The organism is Anabaenopsis arnoldii, from assembly GCF_028331025.1.
GTDB classification, from domain to species: Bacteria; Cyanobacteriota; Cyanobacteriia; order Cyanobacteriales; family Nostocaceae; genus Anabaenopsis; species Anabaenopsis arnoldii.
The window spans coordinates 45,030-62,652 of sequence record NZ_JAQMUH010000096.1; the positions used below are offsets into that span (position 1 = coordinate 45,030).

A 17,623-nucleotide genomic window follows, 5' to 3' on the forward strand; every position below is an offset into this window, starting at 1 on the left:
AACATCCCCCCCAGCTTCGGGGGGCGCGATTGCGGTATCACTGAAGTTCCTCGCTTTTATTGATCTCGCGACCAGCCGAACTAGAAAGAACATTATGTTTTATGCTGGTAACTGTAAATGTGGGAGTAAAAAACTATGGTATCAGCACCGCATCTGCTGACAGACCCATTTTTGCAACTGCCAACTACCAACTCAGTGCAAGTAGTTTGGTTTACTGAATTTGCAGGTCAAGAACACGTGGTTTACTACGGTGAAAATCTGGATAAATCGAGATGGGCAAAAACGAGTAAACTTAGCCGCACAAGAGAAGACCAGCAATCAAAAGTAGCAAATACAACTATAAATCAACCTGTCAAACGCCATATTTGGCGACACGCAGCTGAGGTGACGGGGTTAACCCCCGGTGTGCGTGTTCCCTATTTTGTTATGAGTGTGCGAGAAGATGGTGCAAGTGTTAGGAGTGATGTTTTCACTCTCGCGCCTACCCCGGAGCGGGGTCAAGCAATGAAGATTCTATTGACTTCAGACCATCAATTAAAACCGATGATAGCAGCCAATCTGCAAAAGGTGGTGGAAACAGTCGGACAAATAGATGGGGTATGGTTCGCTGGTGATTTAATTAATGTGAGCGATCGCGCCTCAGAATGGTTTGATGATCATCGGGGTGGTGCGTTCTTTCCGGCTTTACAAGGTCGTGCTAATTATAAAATGGCGCATAATGGTGTTGAAACCATTTATACAGGTGGTGAAATCATTCAACACGCCCCCATGTTTACAGCCATTGGTAATCATGAAGTCATGGGGAGAGTTGGGAGAAGCAATAGTTTAAACAATGAGTTTAATGATACCATTCCCCGTGCTGTCGCCGAAAAATTATACAGGGGAAATTCTTTAATAGATAATTCCTTTAATACACAGACCTACGAAGAGATTTTTAGCTTACCTGAAAGTGAATCCGGCGGTAAAAAGTATTATGCAGTGAGCTTTGGGGATGTGCGTCTAGTAGTACTGTACGTAACTTGTATGTGGCGAACCCAAAAAATAAATACAGTATACAGAGGTAGATATACAGAAGCAGTCCAGGATTTAGACAATCCTGAAAATTGGGGTTATGGACAGTTTATTTTTGAACCAATTGCCAAAGGTAGTGAGCAATATAATTGGTTAGAAGCAGAACTTGACAGTGAAGAGTTTCAACAAGCCAAATATAAAGTAGTGATGTTCCATCATCCCCCCCACACTCTGGGTGATAACATCGTCCCTGCTTATACTGACCCAGTGCAGATCATAGAACGTGATCACAAAGGTAAGATTACCGCTGTCCGTTACGAGTACCCCAAAGACACAGACTATATTAACCGTGATCTTGTCCCGTTACTAGAAGCGGCTGAAGTGCAACTAGTATTATATGGACATTCCCACCTGTGGAATCGGTTTATAAGTCCTAGTGGAATGCAGTTTCTAGAAACATCGAATGTGGGTAACTCCTATGGTGCTGCTTGGGGGAACAACAAACGAGAAATACTGACTGTATCTCAAGAAGATTATATTGCAGTGGGTGATCCTTACGGATTAGAACCAGTAGTCCCAACCATAGCACCTTTGTTAAGGGAAGATAATCAGCCCATTCCTTACATAGCGAGTAACGACATCACGGTTTTTAGTATATTTAACACAGGCACTGGGATAGTAACTAGCTATTATTTTGATATGCGTAAACCAGATTCAGATGTAGTAAAATTCGATGAATTTAAATTAAAATAATCCCATCCCAGAAACCTCTGTGTTTGTCTGTGTAGTTCCTTTATAGTGCGCACAAAAAAATATAGCAACCTCAACAGGTTGTGATAAACTCTCAGCCAGAGAAAATAAAAAGGTACTAAAAATGACTAAGCTGCGGGTGGGACTGCTGTTTGGGGGTCGTTCGGGGGAGCATGAAGTTTCAATTAGTTCAGCACGAGCGATCGCCCGTGCCTTAAATGTAGAAGAAAATGCTCACAAATACGAAATATTGTGTTTTTACATCCAGAAAAATGGCTGCTGGTTAGGGGGAGAACTAGCACAGCAGATTCTAGAAACTGGTATTCCCCAATTAGAAACCCAAAACTTGAACCCGTGGCGATTACCTGACCAAGTAACAGAAGTAGATGTTTGGATTCCCATTCTGCACGGTCCCAACGGAGAAGACGGTACTATTCAGGGGTTGCTGACATTAATGCAAGTTCCCTTTGTGGGTTCTGGGGTCTTAGGTTCGGCTGTAGGTATGGATAAGATTGCCATGAAAATGGCTTTTGAGCAAGCCGGATTACCCCAAGTGAAATACAAGGCCTTAACTAGAGCGGAAGTTTGGTCAAATCCCTGTGTGTTTCCCAAACTATGCGATGAAATAGAGTCAGCCTTAGACTATCCCTGTTTTGTGAAACCTGCTAACTTAGGTTCATCAGTGGGTATTGCCAAAGTGCGATCGCGTTCAGAGTTAGAAGCGGCCTTAGATAATGCTGCTACTTATGACAGACGAATAATTGTGGAAGCGGGTGTAGTTGCTAGAGAAGTAGAATGTGCCGTATTAGGTAATGATCAAACTAAAGCCTCCATTGTAGGAGAGATTACTTTCCACAGTGACTTCTATGATTACGAAACTAAATATACTGTAGGTAAGGCAGATTTATTAATTCCTGCACCCATTCCAGATGGTGTGAGCCGCCAAATCCAAGATATGGCCTTACAAGCCTTTGCAGCTGTGGATGCTGCTGGGTTAGCAAGGGTAGATTTTTTCTTTGTGGAAGCTACCGGGGAAGTATTAATTAACGAAATCAACACCTTCCCAGGCTTTACTGCTACCAGTATGTATCCGCAGCTTTGGGCTTATAGTGGTATACCCTTTGCGGAATTAGTAGACCGGTTAATTCAATTAGCTCTAGAAAGGTATAAGGTTTAAATGATAAAAATATAATCAGATATAGTCAGATGTAATCATTTATGGGATATTTTGGGAATGAAACTATCTGACTACCCTAAATCAAAGGGAATAAATTACCAGACTGCTTGGAGGATGTGGAAACGTGGTGAACTTAAAGCTACTCAGCTTCCTACAGGTACAGTCATCGTTGATGTACAAAAAACCTTTGAAGGAGTTGTGATTTATACGAGAGTATCTACTGCTGAAAATAAAAGCAATTTAGACTGAATTGCACACCTGGCTACTGATACCTGATGTCTAAGCCTCCACTACAATCATGAACTAGAGGGGCGTAAGTTGAAACTAACCATGGAACATAGTCACAGTAGACAGTATGAGGCGAGGCAAATCAGAAGACCGGGAAATAGGAAATCAAAATTAGTCGATAATTTCAACATTTTTATCTATGTGCTGATACGTCATCCAGGGTTATTGTTGACGGGGTTGTTCACAATCCTCATAGGAATTACCGCCTTAGCTTTGTATAGCTTGGGTGATGTTGGTAGTAAAGATAAGGTAGAGCCACTAGAAATACCGGCTGTAGTGGCCAAACCAATGACAAGGCCTTCCGACAAGAACAATCCTACACCTTTATGGATGGTAGCGGCCATCGCCCTGAGTTGTGCCAGTGGTTGCTTAATGATTTTGCGACTAGTCAATCACCAGGTATCAAGAGCGGACAAACCCATCACTAGTCCAAGAGCAAAATCAAGGATTTTAAATAGTTCACCTATTGTTGCACCACTCGAACCCAGGCTAAGGAAATCAGATACACCGGAAACGGTTCTAGCATCAGAAGATATGCATCCACTGGATAAAAGGCAAGAAATTTTGGCAGAGTTGATGGATATTCGTCAAAAAAATTCTTGGTCGGCAATTTTATTGTCCAAATCTCAACCTGGTTCCTAAGTTGATCAAATGTGAGCTTTGTCCATAATCCCAGGGGTAACCAATAGCCATGATAACAATCTAAAAAACTGCCAAAATGGCAACCATACTGAGATTTAGTGGGTTAGATTAAAGAAGACAAAAACAAGACGGGTTCTATTAATTGGGATTATCAAGAATAAACTTACCTTGATAAAGGATAACGGTTTTAATCAATAGTTTTGGTATTTGTCGCACCGGGAATATTAAATATATCCGCGTTGTCACTGTTATATACATTAGCCCCCTAAATCAATGACAGTGCTGATAAATATTCCTGAACACTACAGCAGCAAATACCAGAGTGAGAGGTTCAAGGCGATTGGTATGCCTTCTCTCACTCTTTTTTTTTCGGTCAAAAATTTGTCTTGTGCAAAAAATCAAGAATAGCTGCATTGATCACCGCTGAGGAACCAGTCGCAGCATCATGACAGCAGTTATCTAAAATTCTTAGCTGGGAATGAGGGATAGATAGATGTAACTTTTTACCATGACTGAGGGGGAACCAACTATCTTGATCTCCCCACATAATCAGTGTGGGACATTTAATATTACCTAAATTATTTTGAATCTGACTGAGCATATTAGGTTTATTAAGTTGCCAGTTCTCTATTTCCTGTGCTGCTATTTGTAACTCCTCAGCGACTTTGACAATAGTCCCAGGAAACTCAATAAATGGATAGGTTATCCAATACACATCTTCTTGTGTCAACAGTGATGGGTCGAAAAGCACTCCACGCCTTTCTATAGCCATGATTTCTCGTAATATAGGGGCAAATAGATAAGCTAAACGCAAAGAGTCTATTGTATCTAATACTTCTATTGGCGTTTTAGCAAGTATCCACATTGCCCAATGGGGTAACCGTTCGGTGAAAATAGGTACATTGACAACTATTAACCGCCCCACTAATTGGGGATTGTGTTGAGCTAGGGCCAGGGCTACTAATCCCCCTAAAGATTCTGCTACAATGGCGGCGGGTTGATCACATAAAGCCTGAATAATTCTTTCTAACTCAATAACTTGATGACCGTTCTGTTCTTTACGTAACCGAGGTTTTTCCGAAAAACCATAACCTTTGGCATCAAAGCAAATGACTCGAAAATGTTTAGATAATGGAGCAATACTATGGCGCCAATTGTAGCTCCAACTACCCATACCGTGTAATAGAAATAATGGCTGACCAGTACCTACTTCACCATAGGCAATTTCTACGGGATGTCCATGTGTATCACTAATAATGAGAGTTTGTCTACCTTGAGGAAACGTAGCCTGCCACCAATCTTTCATTCCTTTATGCATAAGTTGTTTAAGGCATTCTCATTATTATCATGGGAATGCTATTAAGACAATGGCATGAAAATATAGATTTTCCTAATTTTTGCAGCTGTGCTGAGTTATTTGTGGAAAAATATCAGCCTATGGGCTAATGAATAAACCTACTGACAAATCAAATAGGAATGCTAAAAATTTTGGTATTTATTTGCTCCGAGGTAGAGTCAACTGTAAATGTTCTTCCAATAGCTTGATATTATACTCATTAGCTGTCCAGGCGAAATCAAATAAGTCTCCCATGATGGGGACAGTACCTACTAAGCCATCGATGATCACATTCAAGACCATTCTGCTTAACATACCTTTAGGAACACCTATTCTGGCGGCTTCGATAACGATGTAACTAGCCAGGATGACTCCCAAAATGTCGCCACCAATGGGTAAAAATCCCACAAGGGGATCTAAACCAATGTGAATTGGGGTTCCGGGAATGGTGACAACTTTATCAAGGATGCGACTCAGCTGACGCAGCCGTTTGAGTGTGAGTGCTTGAGGGTCGGAATCAAGATGGGAAAGCCGTCGATAAGAATCAGGCATGGAGGCGATCGCTTATTTGAGGTGAAATTTTTACTAGTGTATGGATTTTGCGATTATTTGTCGATATTACTACTGGCGGCTATCTGGATGATTTTAATGTAAGTTGGATTACCGCCCTAGGTTGAGATTCTGCTCCTGTTTGCCAGTCTATGCGATCGCTGCTAATTTGCCATTGTAACCCCAAATATTCTATCACTGCTTGCGATCGGTCTAGGACAAGTTCCGCTAACTCATTTTCTCTCTGATTAATGATCATTTGTAGGTTTAAACCGGGCTGCTGCTGTAAAATTTTACCTGCACGGTCTAATAATTGACGGTCATCTGACCTAATTTCTGATTTCTGATTCTCAAAAGATATAGCCCCTAAAGAAGTAGCTACTCTCTGCATACTCACCTGAACAGACTGATCATCTAGGAGACTTCTGACGCTATCGGCGACTAAAGTTTGAGCATCTCTATCAATATCCCGTTCACTGAGATACACCACCCGGATGCTTAAAGGCGCAACTGGACTAGTAGTTAACTCGTAATTAATCATTTTTGCTGGTGGGGGAAGCCGCAAATCAAGCAATGCAGATTGAATTTCCTGCACAAAAATTGATTGTAACTGGGCGATGGTTAACACTGGTTCAGGGGGTTGTTCCTTTGGTACTGGGCGTAAGAGTTCATTGGATGCGGTGGGAATTTCCACCAGCTTCAGCGCTAATAATTCTTGAGGTCTTCCCAAGCGGGAAGCTAAGATTTGAATATAACTATCCTGCTCCTCTGCTGAATATTGCTGACTTGTAAACACCTGAAGTTGAATTGTCAGCTTATCCTTTTGTTCTGAAGTCGAGATGTTGCTAATGAAAGAACGTGCTTCACCATCGGCAAAAGTAGCAAAGTTTTTCTGCCACACATCCTTTGCGGAACTACGAATACGATTTTCCTGTTGCTGGAGAGCAATTTCCCGTCCGAGTTGACTCAGGGAACGATTGAGCGGGAAAATAATCGCGCCAATGGTGATAATTATTAACAATAGTCTGCCTGGAAGCGAGCCAATTTTGCCCAGTTTGCTATAAGCGGGTACTTTTTCCAACCAATTCTGCACCCAGAGACTCTCTGGATGTGTGTTACGCCATTCCCTAACTCTTTCTCTTACCTGATGATTGTCAATATTTAGTCCCAGAAACACCAGCATGGCAGTAAAGGTAATGGCTACCAAGTTAGTGAAAAAAAGTAAGCCGCCACCACTAGCTACCTGTATTCCTTGGACGCTATTGAGGCTGATAGCCACCCCAATACCATAGCCGACAACACATAGTGGCGGCATCAAGGCCACGGCAATCGCAACACCAGGAATGGAAGTAGCCACCCCTTTGGGTTCTTTACAAATTGCCACAGAACCCACTGCACCGGAAAACAGGGCGACTACTAAATCCAGAAGATTAGGTTGAGTCCTGGCTAAAATCTCACTGGTAATTTCTTTGAATGGCAGCAATGATACTAGTATTACAGCAAAGGAAATGGCAACTAGACAACTTAATATTAAATTCAGCAGTGAGCGGATGGCTAAGACGACATCACCCGCAGCTAGTGCTAGTCCATTGGCGAGAATACCCCCCATTAATGGAGAAATCAGCATGGCACCAATAATCACAGCGGGACTATTCAGAACTAGTCCTAGGGTAGCAATACCAGCGGAGAACAAAACTTGAATCCAATAACTAACATCGTCCAGGCTGAGTGAACTACATATTTCCAGGTATACTTGCTCTTTACGAGCTTGACCTACTCCCAAGTTGTTGGCAAACCAGTTTCTAAACATATAAAATCCTCATAGCAGCCCCAATCAAAAAGTACCGGTAAGTTAGGCATAATTTAAGTGTGTTATCATTCTATGGTATATTTATATGCTATTGAAAAATAATTATCTCATTACCAACAACTGGGTTACGGGCTATAAGCTTGTCTTGGGAGTCAATAATTTCTAGATGGGTAAAATCAAGTTCTTGAGAGCGTTGTAATATTTCCCCAGCTAGTTGCTTTTGTTCAGATTCTGGGAGATTGTACCAATCATCATTAATTTTGACAGTCAAATTACTAGTACGGAAGTTAGCTTGTATTGATTGTATTAAACCAGATGCAAAGCGATCGCTAATTTCGGCTACTTGATTTTTAATGGCTGCAATCAAGGTTTCTTCTGGTGTCAATTTTAAGATGGGTATTGGTTGTGGTTCCGGTATGACTTCCGGGGTGGGTATTGCTTCTGGTTCCGGTATGACTTCCGGGGTGGGTATTGCTTGTGGTTCCGGTATGACTTCCGGGGTGGGTATTGCTTCTGGTATGGGTGCTGGAACTTCCGGTGTGGGTATTGGTTCTGGTATGGGTGCTGGAACTTCCGCAACCGGCGCAACTGTAGCTACTTCAGTTTGATTTTGCATAAAGATACTTACAGTTGACCACATTACCGCCACAGTGATCATGGCTAAAATTCCGCTCAAAACTGCATCTGACAAGTTGTTAGACACATTTGATGGTAGAAACAAGCGGACTTGTCTTAAAAATCTATTCCATTGTATTACCAGACCTTGCCAAAAACGGGGTGTTTCTTCACTACCTGGTAGTACTGGAGTCTCAAGTTTAACTACCGCGGTTTCTAAAATTCCAATCGTCCCTCTGATAATTTGGATAATTTTAACTTTCCAAAGGGGTACTTGGGGCGAAGGAGAAGGTTGTGAATTTTGATTGTCTTGTGACATGGAATTTTGACTGCTGCTTGTGCCTTAATGTATCACTTCGTTGATCATGAGTTCTTCGGCTAAACTGACTAGATATTGAGTTTGGTAAGTTTTATGAACCTGAAACGCCGTCAATTCTTATTTTTAGGTACTCTTGGCACTATGGGGACAGGACTTTTAGGCTGGACGCTCACTCGTCCCAATAGCCGAATTAATAATAATATGCCAAATTCAAGAGTATTAGCCACCACCCCACCCAAAAAGGACTTACTATTACGTTTTACCTCCGTTGCGGATACTGGGACTGGCGCTAGAGGTCAGTATAGCGTGGCTGGGGCAATGAATTATTATCACCAAGAAAATCCTTATGATTTAGTGGTTTTAGCTGGAGACAATATTTACAATGATGGCGAAATTGAAAAAATCGGTGCTGTTTTTGAACGTCCTTATGAAAAATTATTGACACAGAATGTAAAATTTCATGCTTGTTTAGGTAATCATGATATTCGCACTGAGAACGGCGACCCTCAAATCAAATATCCCGGCTTTAATATGCAGGGGCGTTATTACACATTTCGCCGCGATGCGGTGCAATTTTTTGCTTTAGATACTAACCGTAATGCTGACTGGGAAAATCAAGTTATTTGGTTAGAACAGGAATTAAGCCGCAGTGATGCACCTTGGAAAGTGGTATTTGGACATGATCCATTTTACTCATCGGGTCACTATGGAGTCAGTCAATCACTAATTAAACGCTTTACGCCTTTATTTAAAAAGTATAATGTGCAGCTTTACATCAATGGTCACGACCACCATTATGAGCGCACTGGTAATATTGATGGTACCACCTATTTAACTACTGGTAGTGGTGCTGGTGTTCGTCCTGTGGGGCGTTCTCAGTGGACAGAACATTCTGCCGAAAGATTGGCTTTTGCTGCTTATGAGGTGTATCCAGATAGAATTGAGGTGAGGGCGATGGGTACTGATAAACGAATTTTTGATCAAGGTGTGATTCAGTTTAAGTCTGTTTAATCTCTGAGTATCTGGTGGCTAATACCCACCAAATAAATTAGCACTATCAAACTTAAAACGCCTTCCTTGCTTCAAGACCAACGTTCTTATAGCTCCTAGGAGGATTGACTTGGCTAAATCCATCAGTCTACTCTTTGTAACTGGGCTAGGTGGGGGTCAACAATTTTCTGCCCCAAACTGGCGAATTTAATCGCTACGGATACCTTATTCCCTTGTCCGAAAATATGCGTTATTTTACCTATACCAAATGCTTTATGTAATACCTTATCCCCAACTTGCCAAGTTTGGGTTGTATAAGGCTTACCGCTAGCTTTGACAGCAGTTTTGCTCTGGGTATGACGGCTTTGATGGTGAGTAGTTAATAATTCTTCTGGTAATTCATTGAGAAATTGCGATCGCATAGCCGGCTCACGAGAACCATATAAACGACGTTCGCGGGCGTATGATATATATAACCTTTCTTGGGCGCGAGTAATGCCAACATAACATAGGCGGCGTTCTTCTTCTAAAGCTGCTGGGTCGTTAATAGAACGGTAATTAGGAAATAATCCCTGTTCTAATCCCACTAAAAACACCACAGGAAATTCTAAACCCTTAGAAGAGTGCAAGGTCATTAAAGATACCGCCTTTTGCCCTGCTTTTAAATTATCCAAATCAGAACTGAGGGCGCTACTTTGCAAAAAGGCTGTGAGGGAAACGTCCTCACTTTCTTCTTGAAATTGGAGTACGGCGTTATAAAGTTCCTGAACGTTTTGAATTCTATCTTCGGCCTCATCTGTGGCTTGGTTTTTCAGGTCTTGAGTATAACCAGACTGCTCTAGCAGTTCTTGTAAAAGTTGGGAAACTGAAACTGTTGCGGCTTTTTCCTTGCAGTTGTTAATCATTTGAGCAAAGTTATTCACAGCTTTGGCCGACCTTCCCGCCAATGTATTAACTGATGTTTCATCACTGAGTATTTCCCACAAGGTTATCCCCAGTTCTTGAGAGGCGTTAACTAAGCTTTCAATGGTGGTTTTACCAATACCGCGGCGGGGAGTATTGATGATTCGCAGTAAACTAACTGTATCAGCAGGATTGGCGATCGCTCTGAGATAAGCTAAAATATCTTTGATTTCCTTGCGATCATAAAACTTCATTCCTCCCACAACAGTATAAGGAATTTGATTCCTGACTAAAAACTCTTCAAAAGGTCGTGATTGGGCATTAGTCCGATAAAGAATCGCAAAACTACCCCAGTCTAACTCAGGATTTTGCTGTTCTAAACCAAGAATTTGCTCAATGACAAACTGGGCTTCCTCAATTTCATTATCTGCTTTATGACAATAAATTTCCTCACCCCTTCCTCGGGTGGGTTTGAGGACTTTATCAATACGTTGAGTGTTATTCTCGATTAATTCATTAGCTGCTTGCAGAATATTCTCACAAGAGCGGTAATTTTCTTCCAGCTTCACCATGGAACGGGTATCATCATCAGCTAAACCATCACCGAAGTCTTGCTGAAATTCTAATAAAATAGTGAAGTCAGCCATTCTGAAGCTGTAAATAGACTGGTCTGCATCACCCACCACAAACACTGAGCGGTTTTGCCATTCCCATGCACTTTTGTTCTCTTCACCATTAGTCACTAACAAGCGAATCAAATCATACTGAGTGCGGTTAGTATCTTGATATTCATCTACCAGGATATGGCCAAACTTACCATGCCAGTAACCTAAAACCTGCTCGTTTTGCTGAAACAACCTTGTAGGGACGAGAATTAAATCATCAAAGTCGAGAGCGTTATTTTCTGCTAACTTATCTTGATAACAATTATAAACCTCGGCGATCACCCGCCCGCGATAATTGGGTTGTTGCCGCTCAAACTCGCGGGGTGAAAAGCCTTGATTTTTAGCGTTACTGATGGCATAGCGCACAGAGCGCGGGTCAAATTTCCTATCGTCTAAATTTAGCTGTTTGCTGACAATCTCTTTAACTAGACTTTGGACATCGGATTCATCAAAAATCGAAAAATTACGAGTCCAAATCCGTCCTTTTTCATCTTGGTATTTCTCAATATCAAACCGGAGAATCCGAGAAAATAAACTATGAAAAGTCCCACACCACAAGTCTTTAATGGTATTTTTATAGACTTGCGATCGCAACTGCATTTGCTGGTATTCTGTCAACACCTCAAATTTTTGGCCATGTTGTTTCATCGCCAAGTCTTGAGCAAATAGCGTTTGAATGCGTTCCTTCATCTCCCGCGCAGCTTTATTAGTAAAAGTAACCGCCAGGATATTCTCTGGATGAACACGGTGTTTGAGAATCAGGTTAGCAATGCGATATGTCAGCGCTCGTGTTTTACCCGAACCTGCACCAGCAACAACTAATAGCGGACCACAATAGTGTTCCACGGCTTGACGCTGACTGGAGTTAAGATGGCTAAGAAAATCAGTAGTTGTTGTCATAGCCGTGTAGGTAAATCATTGACTACTTGCATATTAGCAGAGTATGTGAGCCATAAGATTTTACCGACCTGCCTTAATCTTGCATAGTCAGTGGTAAGTGAACAGTGAAAGTAGATCCCACTCCGGACTGGCTTTTAACAAAAACCTCACCACCCATCATCTGGCAAAAGTGGTGGGTAATTGCTAAACCCAATCCCGTACCACCATACCTTTTTGTGGTTGATGTGTCCCCCTGTGTAAAAGGTTTAAATAATTGTTGCTGTTGAGTCTCAGACATCCCAATTCCTGTATCAGTGACGCTGAAAGTAATTATACTAAAAGGACTATCTGGGAGTACGTCTGTCTTTTCCCGTTTGACGTTTAAGGTTACCTTACCATTGGTGGTAAACTTAGCAGCATTACTGAGTAAGTTTAATAATACTTGCTTCATCCTCGTGCGATCTGCGTACATTGTACCCAGTTGCTGATCACAATGCACTTCTAGGATATTCTGATTTTTGTCCATAGCGGATTTAACTGTCAGAACCACATTATTGATCAGCGCCGCAATGTCGAATGTCTCTGGGTAGAGAGTCATTTTCCCTGCTTCAATTTTTGACAAGTCGAGGATATCATTAATCAGTTCTAGGAGATGTCTACCAGCCAAATTAATGGTTTCTAAGTCAGTGATAAAATCTGGAGATAAATTTAAATCTGTGGCGTCGTCTTGCAGCAGTTGACTCAAGCCAATCACGGCATTTAATGGGGTGCGTAATTCGTGGCTGACGTTGGCTAAAAATATGCTTTTGGCTCTACTTGCAGCTTCGGCTAATTCTTTAGCTTGTTCCAGTTCCTTTGTGCGTTCAGATACACGTTCAATTAATCGATTTAGGGACTTGGCTAATAAGCCAATTTCATCTTCAGTGGTGACGGGAGCGCGTAAATCAAAATTAGATTTTCTTGCCACTTGTTCAGCCACTTGAGTTACAGTAATTACTGGTTCAGCGATCGCGCGACTAGTACGCCAAGCAATAATGGCCGCAGTGACCACTGATACCAGCATACTCATAATCACAATAAACCTCTCAACTTTTTTAGCCTGCTCTACGTCTTGTTGCCTTGCTTGTTCTTGGTTTTCGGCAATTTTCAGGATATTAGTTAATCTTTGTGAGAGTTGGTCGAGCTGCATGGCTGTTTCACCAGCCATGATTTTTAATAATTGTTCTCGTGTAACTGCAATCTTTTGTGGTTCAGGGTCAATGTCCTGTAAGACAGTCTCTATTTCATTTAGGTATGATGTTAAGCTAAGACCATAGTCATGTAATAAAACTTGTAAGTTATAACTGTTTGCCGCTAATCTATCGGGCTTTCTGTCTATATATTGGGCAATATCCTGCTCTAAACTCTTAGCTGTCTTAACACTTTGCAAAAATTTGGTTTTTTTATTGAGTAATCGTTGTGAATTTTCCAAGACCGCCACTAAATTGGAGCTATAGAATTGTGCATCTAATACCGCATCCTTATAATTTGTAAGTAGTTGTCTTTGTTCTTGGGCTTGATTGAATTGTCTGATTTCTCTTCCTCTGTAGTAATTGGCAATTACTAATCCAGTAAGTGCGCCAAAAAAGCCAATTCCGATGGCTACAAAATAACCATAACCAATCTTTTGATGTATGCGCCAGGAACTGGCTTTGAGTTTCCCCTGTGAGGGAAATTCTATAGTTGGGAGTTCAGTCAAAGGCTCTTCTGCTGGCACTTTTTTGCTTTTGGAACTGCTATTAAGAGGAATTGGTTTTTGAGTTTGCATTGATCAAATCTCCTGAACCTCCCGCCAATATAACCCCATCAGCCTTGCTTTTAAGATCACATTTATTCATGATTAGCATTTGACATGATCTTTTGTCATAGAATAAGGAATTAATGACTAGATAATTATCAAGGATAAATTATTTTACGAAGATACAAAAATCCCTGATTAGTCCAGCTTCCTGACCACTATACCAGTTCTCACCTGAATCAGGTATACCTATAGATTGCCTGGTGTAACCATAGAACAGATATATACACAAAGTAGGGGGGTTTGTGGATGTCATGCTTAATGGTTGATCATATCTGTTAACCCGTCCCTAATGACCGCTGGGTACACAGATAATTACGTTATTTGTGGCAATATTAGGACTATTGGCTGTATGCCTCCTATATTAGCTCTAACTCTTAGAAATGCACAGAGTTAATCTAGGTTTTTTGATGGGGAACCTAGAAAACCCAGTCCCATTGCAAGGGTTATATGGCTATCTTGACACTGTTGCTACAGTCTTTAGTGGACAGCAGCGGAAAGCGACTGTGTTACTAGCTGCTTCAACAATTCAGCTTTATCGGTGCGCTCCCAAGGCAAATCTAAATCATTCCGCCCAAAGTGACCGTAAGCTGCGATGTCCTGATAAAAACGTCCGCCTCGTTCACTTGGTAAGTTACGTAGATTGAAAGTATCGATAATCCCTGCTGGACGTAGTTCAAATTGGTCTTTGACTAATTCCAGTAAAGTTTGATCATCCACTTTCCCAGTACCGAAGGTTTCCAGAAAAATGCTCACTGGTCGCGCTACACCAATGGCATAACTTAGCTGAACTTCACACTTTTGAGCCAAACCAGCCGCGACAATATTCTTGGCCATATAGCGAGCAGCATAAGCAGCAGAACGGTCTACCTTTGTGGGGTCTTTACCGGAAAAAGCGCCGCCGCCATGACGGGAATAGCCACCGTAGGTATCAACAATAATTTTCCGTCCTGTCAGACCAGAGTCTCCTTGGGGTCCACCAATGACAAATTTGCCAGTGGGGTTGACTAAGAAACGTGTTTTGTGATCTGGCTTAATGTCAATGTCACCAAAAACAGGTTTTACTACTGCTGACCAGAGGTCCTGTTTAATTTTGGCTTGTATTGCCACTTCCTCGGTAATTTCATTGATAGCTTCTGTGTGCTGAGTCGAAATCAGAATAGTGTCAATACCTACCGGATATCCGTCTTCGTAGGCCACAGTCACTTGTGTTTTGCCGTCGGGGCGGAGGTATGGCAATTCACCTGTTTTGCGAACTACTGCCAGTCTGCGAGCAATCCGGTGAGCAAGACTTATGGGTAAGGGCATCAGTTCTGGTGTTTCGTTGCAGGCAAAACCGAACATTATACCTTGGTCACCCGCGCCAATTTGATCGAATAGTTGATCACTAGCCTGCTGGCGTGTTTCTTGGGCGGTATTAACACCCTGGGCGATGTCGGGTGATTGTTCATCTAAAGCTATGAGAACACTGGCGCTGCCCGCAGAAAAGCCATTAACAGCATCTATGTAGCCAATTTCGGCTATTTTCTTACGGGCAATGTTAACGTAATTCACATGGGCTTTACTAGTAATTTCACCAGTTATTAGCACCAAACCAGTATTAACTACTACCTCAGCTGCGACACGACTGCTGGGGTCTTCTGTCAGTAAGGTATCTAGGATAGTATCAGAAATCTGATCGCATATCTTATCTGGATGACCTTCGGTAACTGATTCGGAGGTAAATAAATAACGTCTAGACAAAGAGCATTCCTCCTGTTCCAATAGTTGTTACTGGCTAAATTTTGGTTATTTATTTAGTTCAGCAACTAATGTATGAAATCATAACAATATTTATGCACTCAGCAGTTAGTATTTGATTTATTTTTTTCAAATTACACATTGACGTTAAGTACTCTATGAGTACGATAAGATTTGCTTGGGTAGTCAGTAGTGATTAGTTATTGAGGGTACATACCCCCCACCCCATGGCTACCCTAGCCAAGCTATCTTAGGTGTCGTTAAGGAATAATCACTGCTACCACATAGCTGGTGAACTGAAATATTTTGCTGATACAAGAAAGGGGGAAACCCAGAAGTACCCCCGAAACATCCGACACAGCTAAAGACGACTTAAACTTGAACTGCCAGTTTAGCTTCTTTTGCTGTTAACCGCTCGTAGACGCTACGCATTTTCAAACCTGCCAGCACTTGGAACAGCCCAGTTCCATTGTTGGAACCTGGATACTCACGGTGTTGGAGTAGCAAGTGAGTCATCTCACCTTGATATTTGGTGGATGTTTTACTCAGATGGGTTTCGATATAAATAACTTCATCAAGGTTGTCAAATTGACCGTCTATTTCTAATACAGAAACGTAACGTCCGTAGTAAACATCGGATCCATAGTATACTTGCATACCAGGATACGAGCAAGTGAGTTTCCGTCCGCAAGGTGTCCAGTTAATGGTTGAACCTTCATCAAACAAGTAGGTTGGTTCAAATCCTTCCTTGTCTTCACGTTGGAGCATACGTACCCGTAGGACTTTGCGCTCAGTATCATTTTTAATCAGGTTCGTGGGGAGTACTTGCAGCACCACATCAGCGAATTCTCTTTGTGGCTCGATGAATTTTTCAAAATCGGGTTTACGAGAATTGATTTGAGCTAAAACGTCTTCGTAGCGATGTCCCCTTTCTGCCATATCCCGCTGGATTTTCCAGGCAATTTTGACTTCATCACTAATATCGAAATAGACGCTGAAATCAAGTAGCGATCGCACGCGCTCGTCATATAAAGGATGTAGTCCTTCCACAACTATGATGTGATTGGGCTCGACGCGCTCGGGTGGATCGATCATACCGGTTTCGTGGTTATAAATCGGCTTATTAATCACTTGACCTTCTTTGAGCGCTTTGATTTGCTCATACATCAGGTCAAAATTGTTGGCTCTGGGGTCAAGTGCAGTTATCCCAGTTTCTTTACGCTGTTTGCGATCTAGGGAATGATAGTCATCTAGACAGATAACTGTCATGAACTCTTCACCAAATAAATCTATTAAACGACGCAAAAAGGTAGATTTACCGCATCCTGAGTCTCCGGCTACTCCAATCAATACCACGCGTTCGGGTTTAGTTGTCATAAATTTCCTCTAAATACTAAATGTGTCAATCAATATTTTTTCACACAGAAGATTTTGAAACCAGGAGTTGACGCCATTAGTTGATCCTGTGTTCTTGCTACTCCACAGGCATATGAAATATTGAGACGGACATACAACCAAGTTATAGTTGTATTTCATCCGGCTAATATTTAATTACCTGACGGGTAAGTATTTAATCCTAGTGGTGTCCTTGATCTTAACAGAAGTGGGTATTCCACCACAATATTTGCTGTGGGAAAGAATCTCCTGCTTTACAAGCATCCTCATGATTTAGTTATTCATTTTAAATGACCAGGGATCATTCTTAAAACCGTTGCGTGAAAGTTTTACACTTATATTTATTGGGGGGGTTCTGGTATAATTTATTTAAGGTGACAATTTTTCTAAATAATCAAATTAGAATTAGCCGCCGGTGATATAATGGGTTGTGCAAGAAGGATCACCAGAGACGTGTTAAAAAATCCTAGTACCGAGCAATGCCGGGAACGGAAATACAGTGAACGTTAATGCCTTGATATAGGCTTGAACAAATGCTTGTGCAGGTAAATCTGGAGAGGGTTTTAGGGCAGAGATAACTGCAAACTAGACAAACCCTGATGTGGCAAAAATCTGCCGCTAAAACTGCCTTTATAGCGGTGAGAGTGTCAAAAGTCATTGTATCTTAGCCCTTGGGCGGTGAAAAGCTATCTCCCTCACAGGGGTAGTATTTCACGA

At 41.7% G+C, this 17,623-nt stretch carries 13 protein-coding genes; 5 read left to right on the plus strand and 8 right to left on the minus strand.

Annotated features, from left to right (window positions below):
- Positions 1 to 135: 135 nt before the first annotated feature.
- From PN457_RS08770 to PN457_RS08785, 4 genes are all read left to right on the plus strand, one after another.
- Positions 136 to 1,764, plus strand: a complete 1,629-nt coding sequence (locus tag PN457_RS08770) for a purple acid phosphatase family protein (RefSeq protein ID WP_271732689.1) — start codon at positions 136 to 138, stop codon at positions 1,762 to 1,764.
- Between the two features lie 121 nt (positions 1,765 to 1,885).
- Complete coding sequence (locus PN457_RS08775) at positions 1,886 to 2,938, plus strand: D-alanine--D-alanine ligase family protein (protein ID WP_271732690.1); 1,053 nt, start codon at positions 1,886 to 1,888, stop codon at positions 2,936 to 2,938.
- A 57-nt stretch (positions 2,939 to 2,995) separates the two neighbouring features.
- Positions 2,996 to 3,187 carry a hypothetical protein gene (locus PN457_RS08780; RefSeq protein ID WP_271732691.1) on the plus strand — a complete coding sequence of 64 codons (192 nt, stop codon included), beginning with the start codon at positions 2,996 to 2,998 and terminating at the stop codon, positions 3,185 to 3,187.
- A gap of 81 nt (positions 3,188 to 3,268) precedes the next feature.
- Entirely contained in the window at positions 3,269 to 3,868 is a 600-nt protein-coding gene (locus tag PN457_RS08785) for a hypothetical protein (RefSeq protein ID WP_271732692.1), read from the plus strand.
- A 373-nt stretch (positions 3,869 to 4,241) separates the two neighbouring features.
- Here the strand turns inward: PN457_RS08785 and PN457_RS08790 are convergent, their stop codons facing one another.
- The 4 genes from PN457_RS08790 to PN457_RS08805 form a co-directional block, all read right to left on the minus strand.
- Positions 4,242 to 5,174: an alpha/beta fold hydrolase gene (locus tag PN457_RS08790; RefSeq protein WP_271732693.1), complete on the minus strand. Its 933-nt coding sequence runs from the start codon at positions 5,172 to 5,174 to the stop codon at positions 4,242 to 4,244.
- Between the two features lie 189 nt (positions 5,175 to 5,363).
- Positions 5,364 to 5,756: a DUF4112 domain-containing protein gene (locus tag PN457_RS08795; RefSeq protein ID WP_271732694.1), complete on the minus strand. Its 393-nt coding sequence runs from the start codon at positions 5,754 to 5,756 to the stop codon at positions 5,364 to 5,366.
- A 79-nt stretch (positions 5,757 to 5,835) separates the two neighbouring features.
- Positions 5,836 to 7,563: a DUF389 domain-containing protein gene (locus PN457_RS08800; RefSeq protein WP_271732695.1), complete on the minus strand. Its 1,728-nt coding sequence runs from the start codon at positions 7,561 to 7,563 to the stop codon at positions 5,836 to 5,838.
- 88 nt (positions 7,564 to 7,651) lie between these two features.
- A complete protein-coding gene (locus PN457_RS08805) occupies positions 7,652 to 8,497 on the minus strand; it encodes a procyclic acidic repetitive family protein (protein ID WP_271732697.1) in 846 nt (281 codons plus the stop codon).
- A gap of 93 nt (positions 8,498 to 8,590) precedes the next feature.
- Here PN457_RS08805 and PN457_RS08810 point away from each other — a divergent pair, with 93 nt between their 5' ends.
- The gene (locus PN457_RS08810) at positions 8,591 to 9,508 is read left to right on the plus strand and encodes a metallophosphoesterase family protein (protein ID WP_271732698.1); all 918 of its coding nucleotides are present in this window, start codon (positions 8,591 to 8,593) and stop codon (positions 9,506 to 9,508) included.
- A gap of 122 nt (positions 9,509 to 9,630) precedes the next feature.
- On the opposite strand, the gene pcrA is transcribed toward PN457_RS08810, so the two are convergent.
- The 4 genes from pcrA to PN457_RS08830 all read right to left on the minus strand — a co-directional run bounded on the left by pcrA (position 9,631) and on the right by PN457_RS08830 (position 16,888).
- Complete coding sequence (pcrA, locus tag PN457_RS08815; RefSeq protein WP_271732700.1) at positions 9,631 to 11,955, minus strand: DNA helicase PcrA; 2,325 nt, start codon at positions 11,953 to 11,955, stop codon at positions 9,631 to 9,633.
- 73 nt (positions 11,956 to 12,028) lie between these two features.
- Positions 12,029 to 13,741: a sensor histidine kinase gene (locus tag PN457_RS08820; protein ID WP_271732702.1), complete on the minus strand. Its 1,713-nt coding sequence runs from the start codon at positions 13,739 to 13,741 to the stop codon at positions 12,029 to 12,031.
- A gap of 510 nt (positions 13,742 to 14,251) precedes the next feature.
- Positions 14,252 to 15,514, minus strand: coding sequence for a methionine adenosyltransferase (metK, locus tag PN457_RS08825; protein ID WP_271732703.1), 1,263 nt, complete (start codon positions 15,512 to 15,514; stop codon positions 14,252 to 14,254).
- Positions 15,515 to 15,883: 369 nt separating this feature from the next.
- Positions 15,884 to 16,888 (minus strand): phosphoribulokinase, encoded by a 1,005-nt coding sequence (locus tag PN457_RS08830; protein WP_271732704.1) that lies wholly within the window; start codon positions 16,886 to 16,888, stop codon positions 15,884 to 15,886.
- Between the last annotated feature and the right edge of the window lie 735 nt (positions 16,889 to 17,623).

What these genes read in the sequence shown, in the direction of transcription:
- PN457_RS08770 (WP_271732689.1), top strand. Translation starts at nt 136, where the DNA reads ATGGTATCAGCACCGCATCTGCTGACAGACCCATTTTTGCAACTGCCA.
- PN457_RS08775 (WP_271732690.1), top strand. Translation starts at nt 1,886, where the DNA reads ATGACTAAGCTGCGGGTGGGACTGCTGTTTGGGGGTCGTTCGGGGGAG.
- PN457_RS08780 (WP_271732691.1), top strand. Translation starts at nt 2,996, where the DNA reads ATGAAACTATCTGACTACCCTAAATCAAAGGGAATAAATTACCAGACT.
- PN457_RS08785 (WP_271732692.1), top strand. Translation starts at nt 3,269, where the DNA reads ATGGAACATAGTCACAGTAGACAGTATGAGGCGAGGCAAATCAGAAGA.
- PN457_RS08790 (WP_271732693.1), bottom strand. Translation starts at nt 5,174, where the DNA reads ATGAAAGATTGGTGGCAGGCTACGTTTCCTCAAGGTAGACAAACTCTC.
- PN457_RS08795 (WP_271732694.1), bottom strand. Translation starts at nt 5,756, where the DNA reads ATGCCTGATTCTTATCGACGGCTTTCCCATCTTGATTCCGACCCTCAA.
- PN457_RS08800 (WP_271732695.1), bottom strand. Translation starts at nt 7,563, where the DNA reads ATGTTTAGAAACTGGTTTGCCAACAACTTGGGAGTAGGTCAAGCTCGT.
- PN457_RS08805 (WP_271732697.1), bottom strand. Translation starts at nt 8,497, where the DNA reads ATGTCACAAGACAATCAAAATTCACAACCTTCTCCTTCGCCCCAAGTA.
- PN457_RS08810 (WP_271732698.1), top strand. Translation starts at nt 8,591, where the DNA reads ATGAACCTGAAACGCCGTCAATTCTTATTTTTAGGTACTCTTGGCACT.
- pcrA (WP_271732700.1), bottom strand. Translation starts at nt 11,955, where the DNA reads ATGACAACAACTACTGATTTTCTTAGCCATCTTAACTCCAGTCAGCGT.
- PN457_RS08820 (WP_271732702.1), bottom strand. Translation starts at nt 13,741, where the DNA reads ATGCAAACTCAAAAACCAATTCCTCTTAATAGCAGTTCCAAAAGCAAA.
- PN457_RS08830 (WP_271732704.1), bottom strand. Translation starts at nt 16,888, where the DNA reads ATGACAACTAAACCCGAACGCGTGGTATTGATTGGAGTAGCCGGAGAC.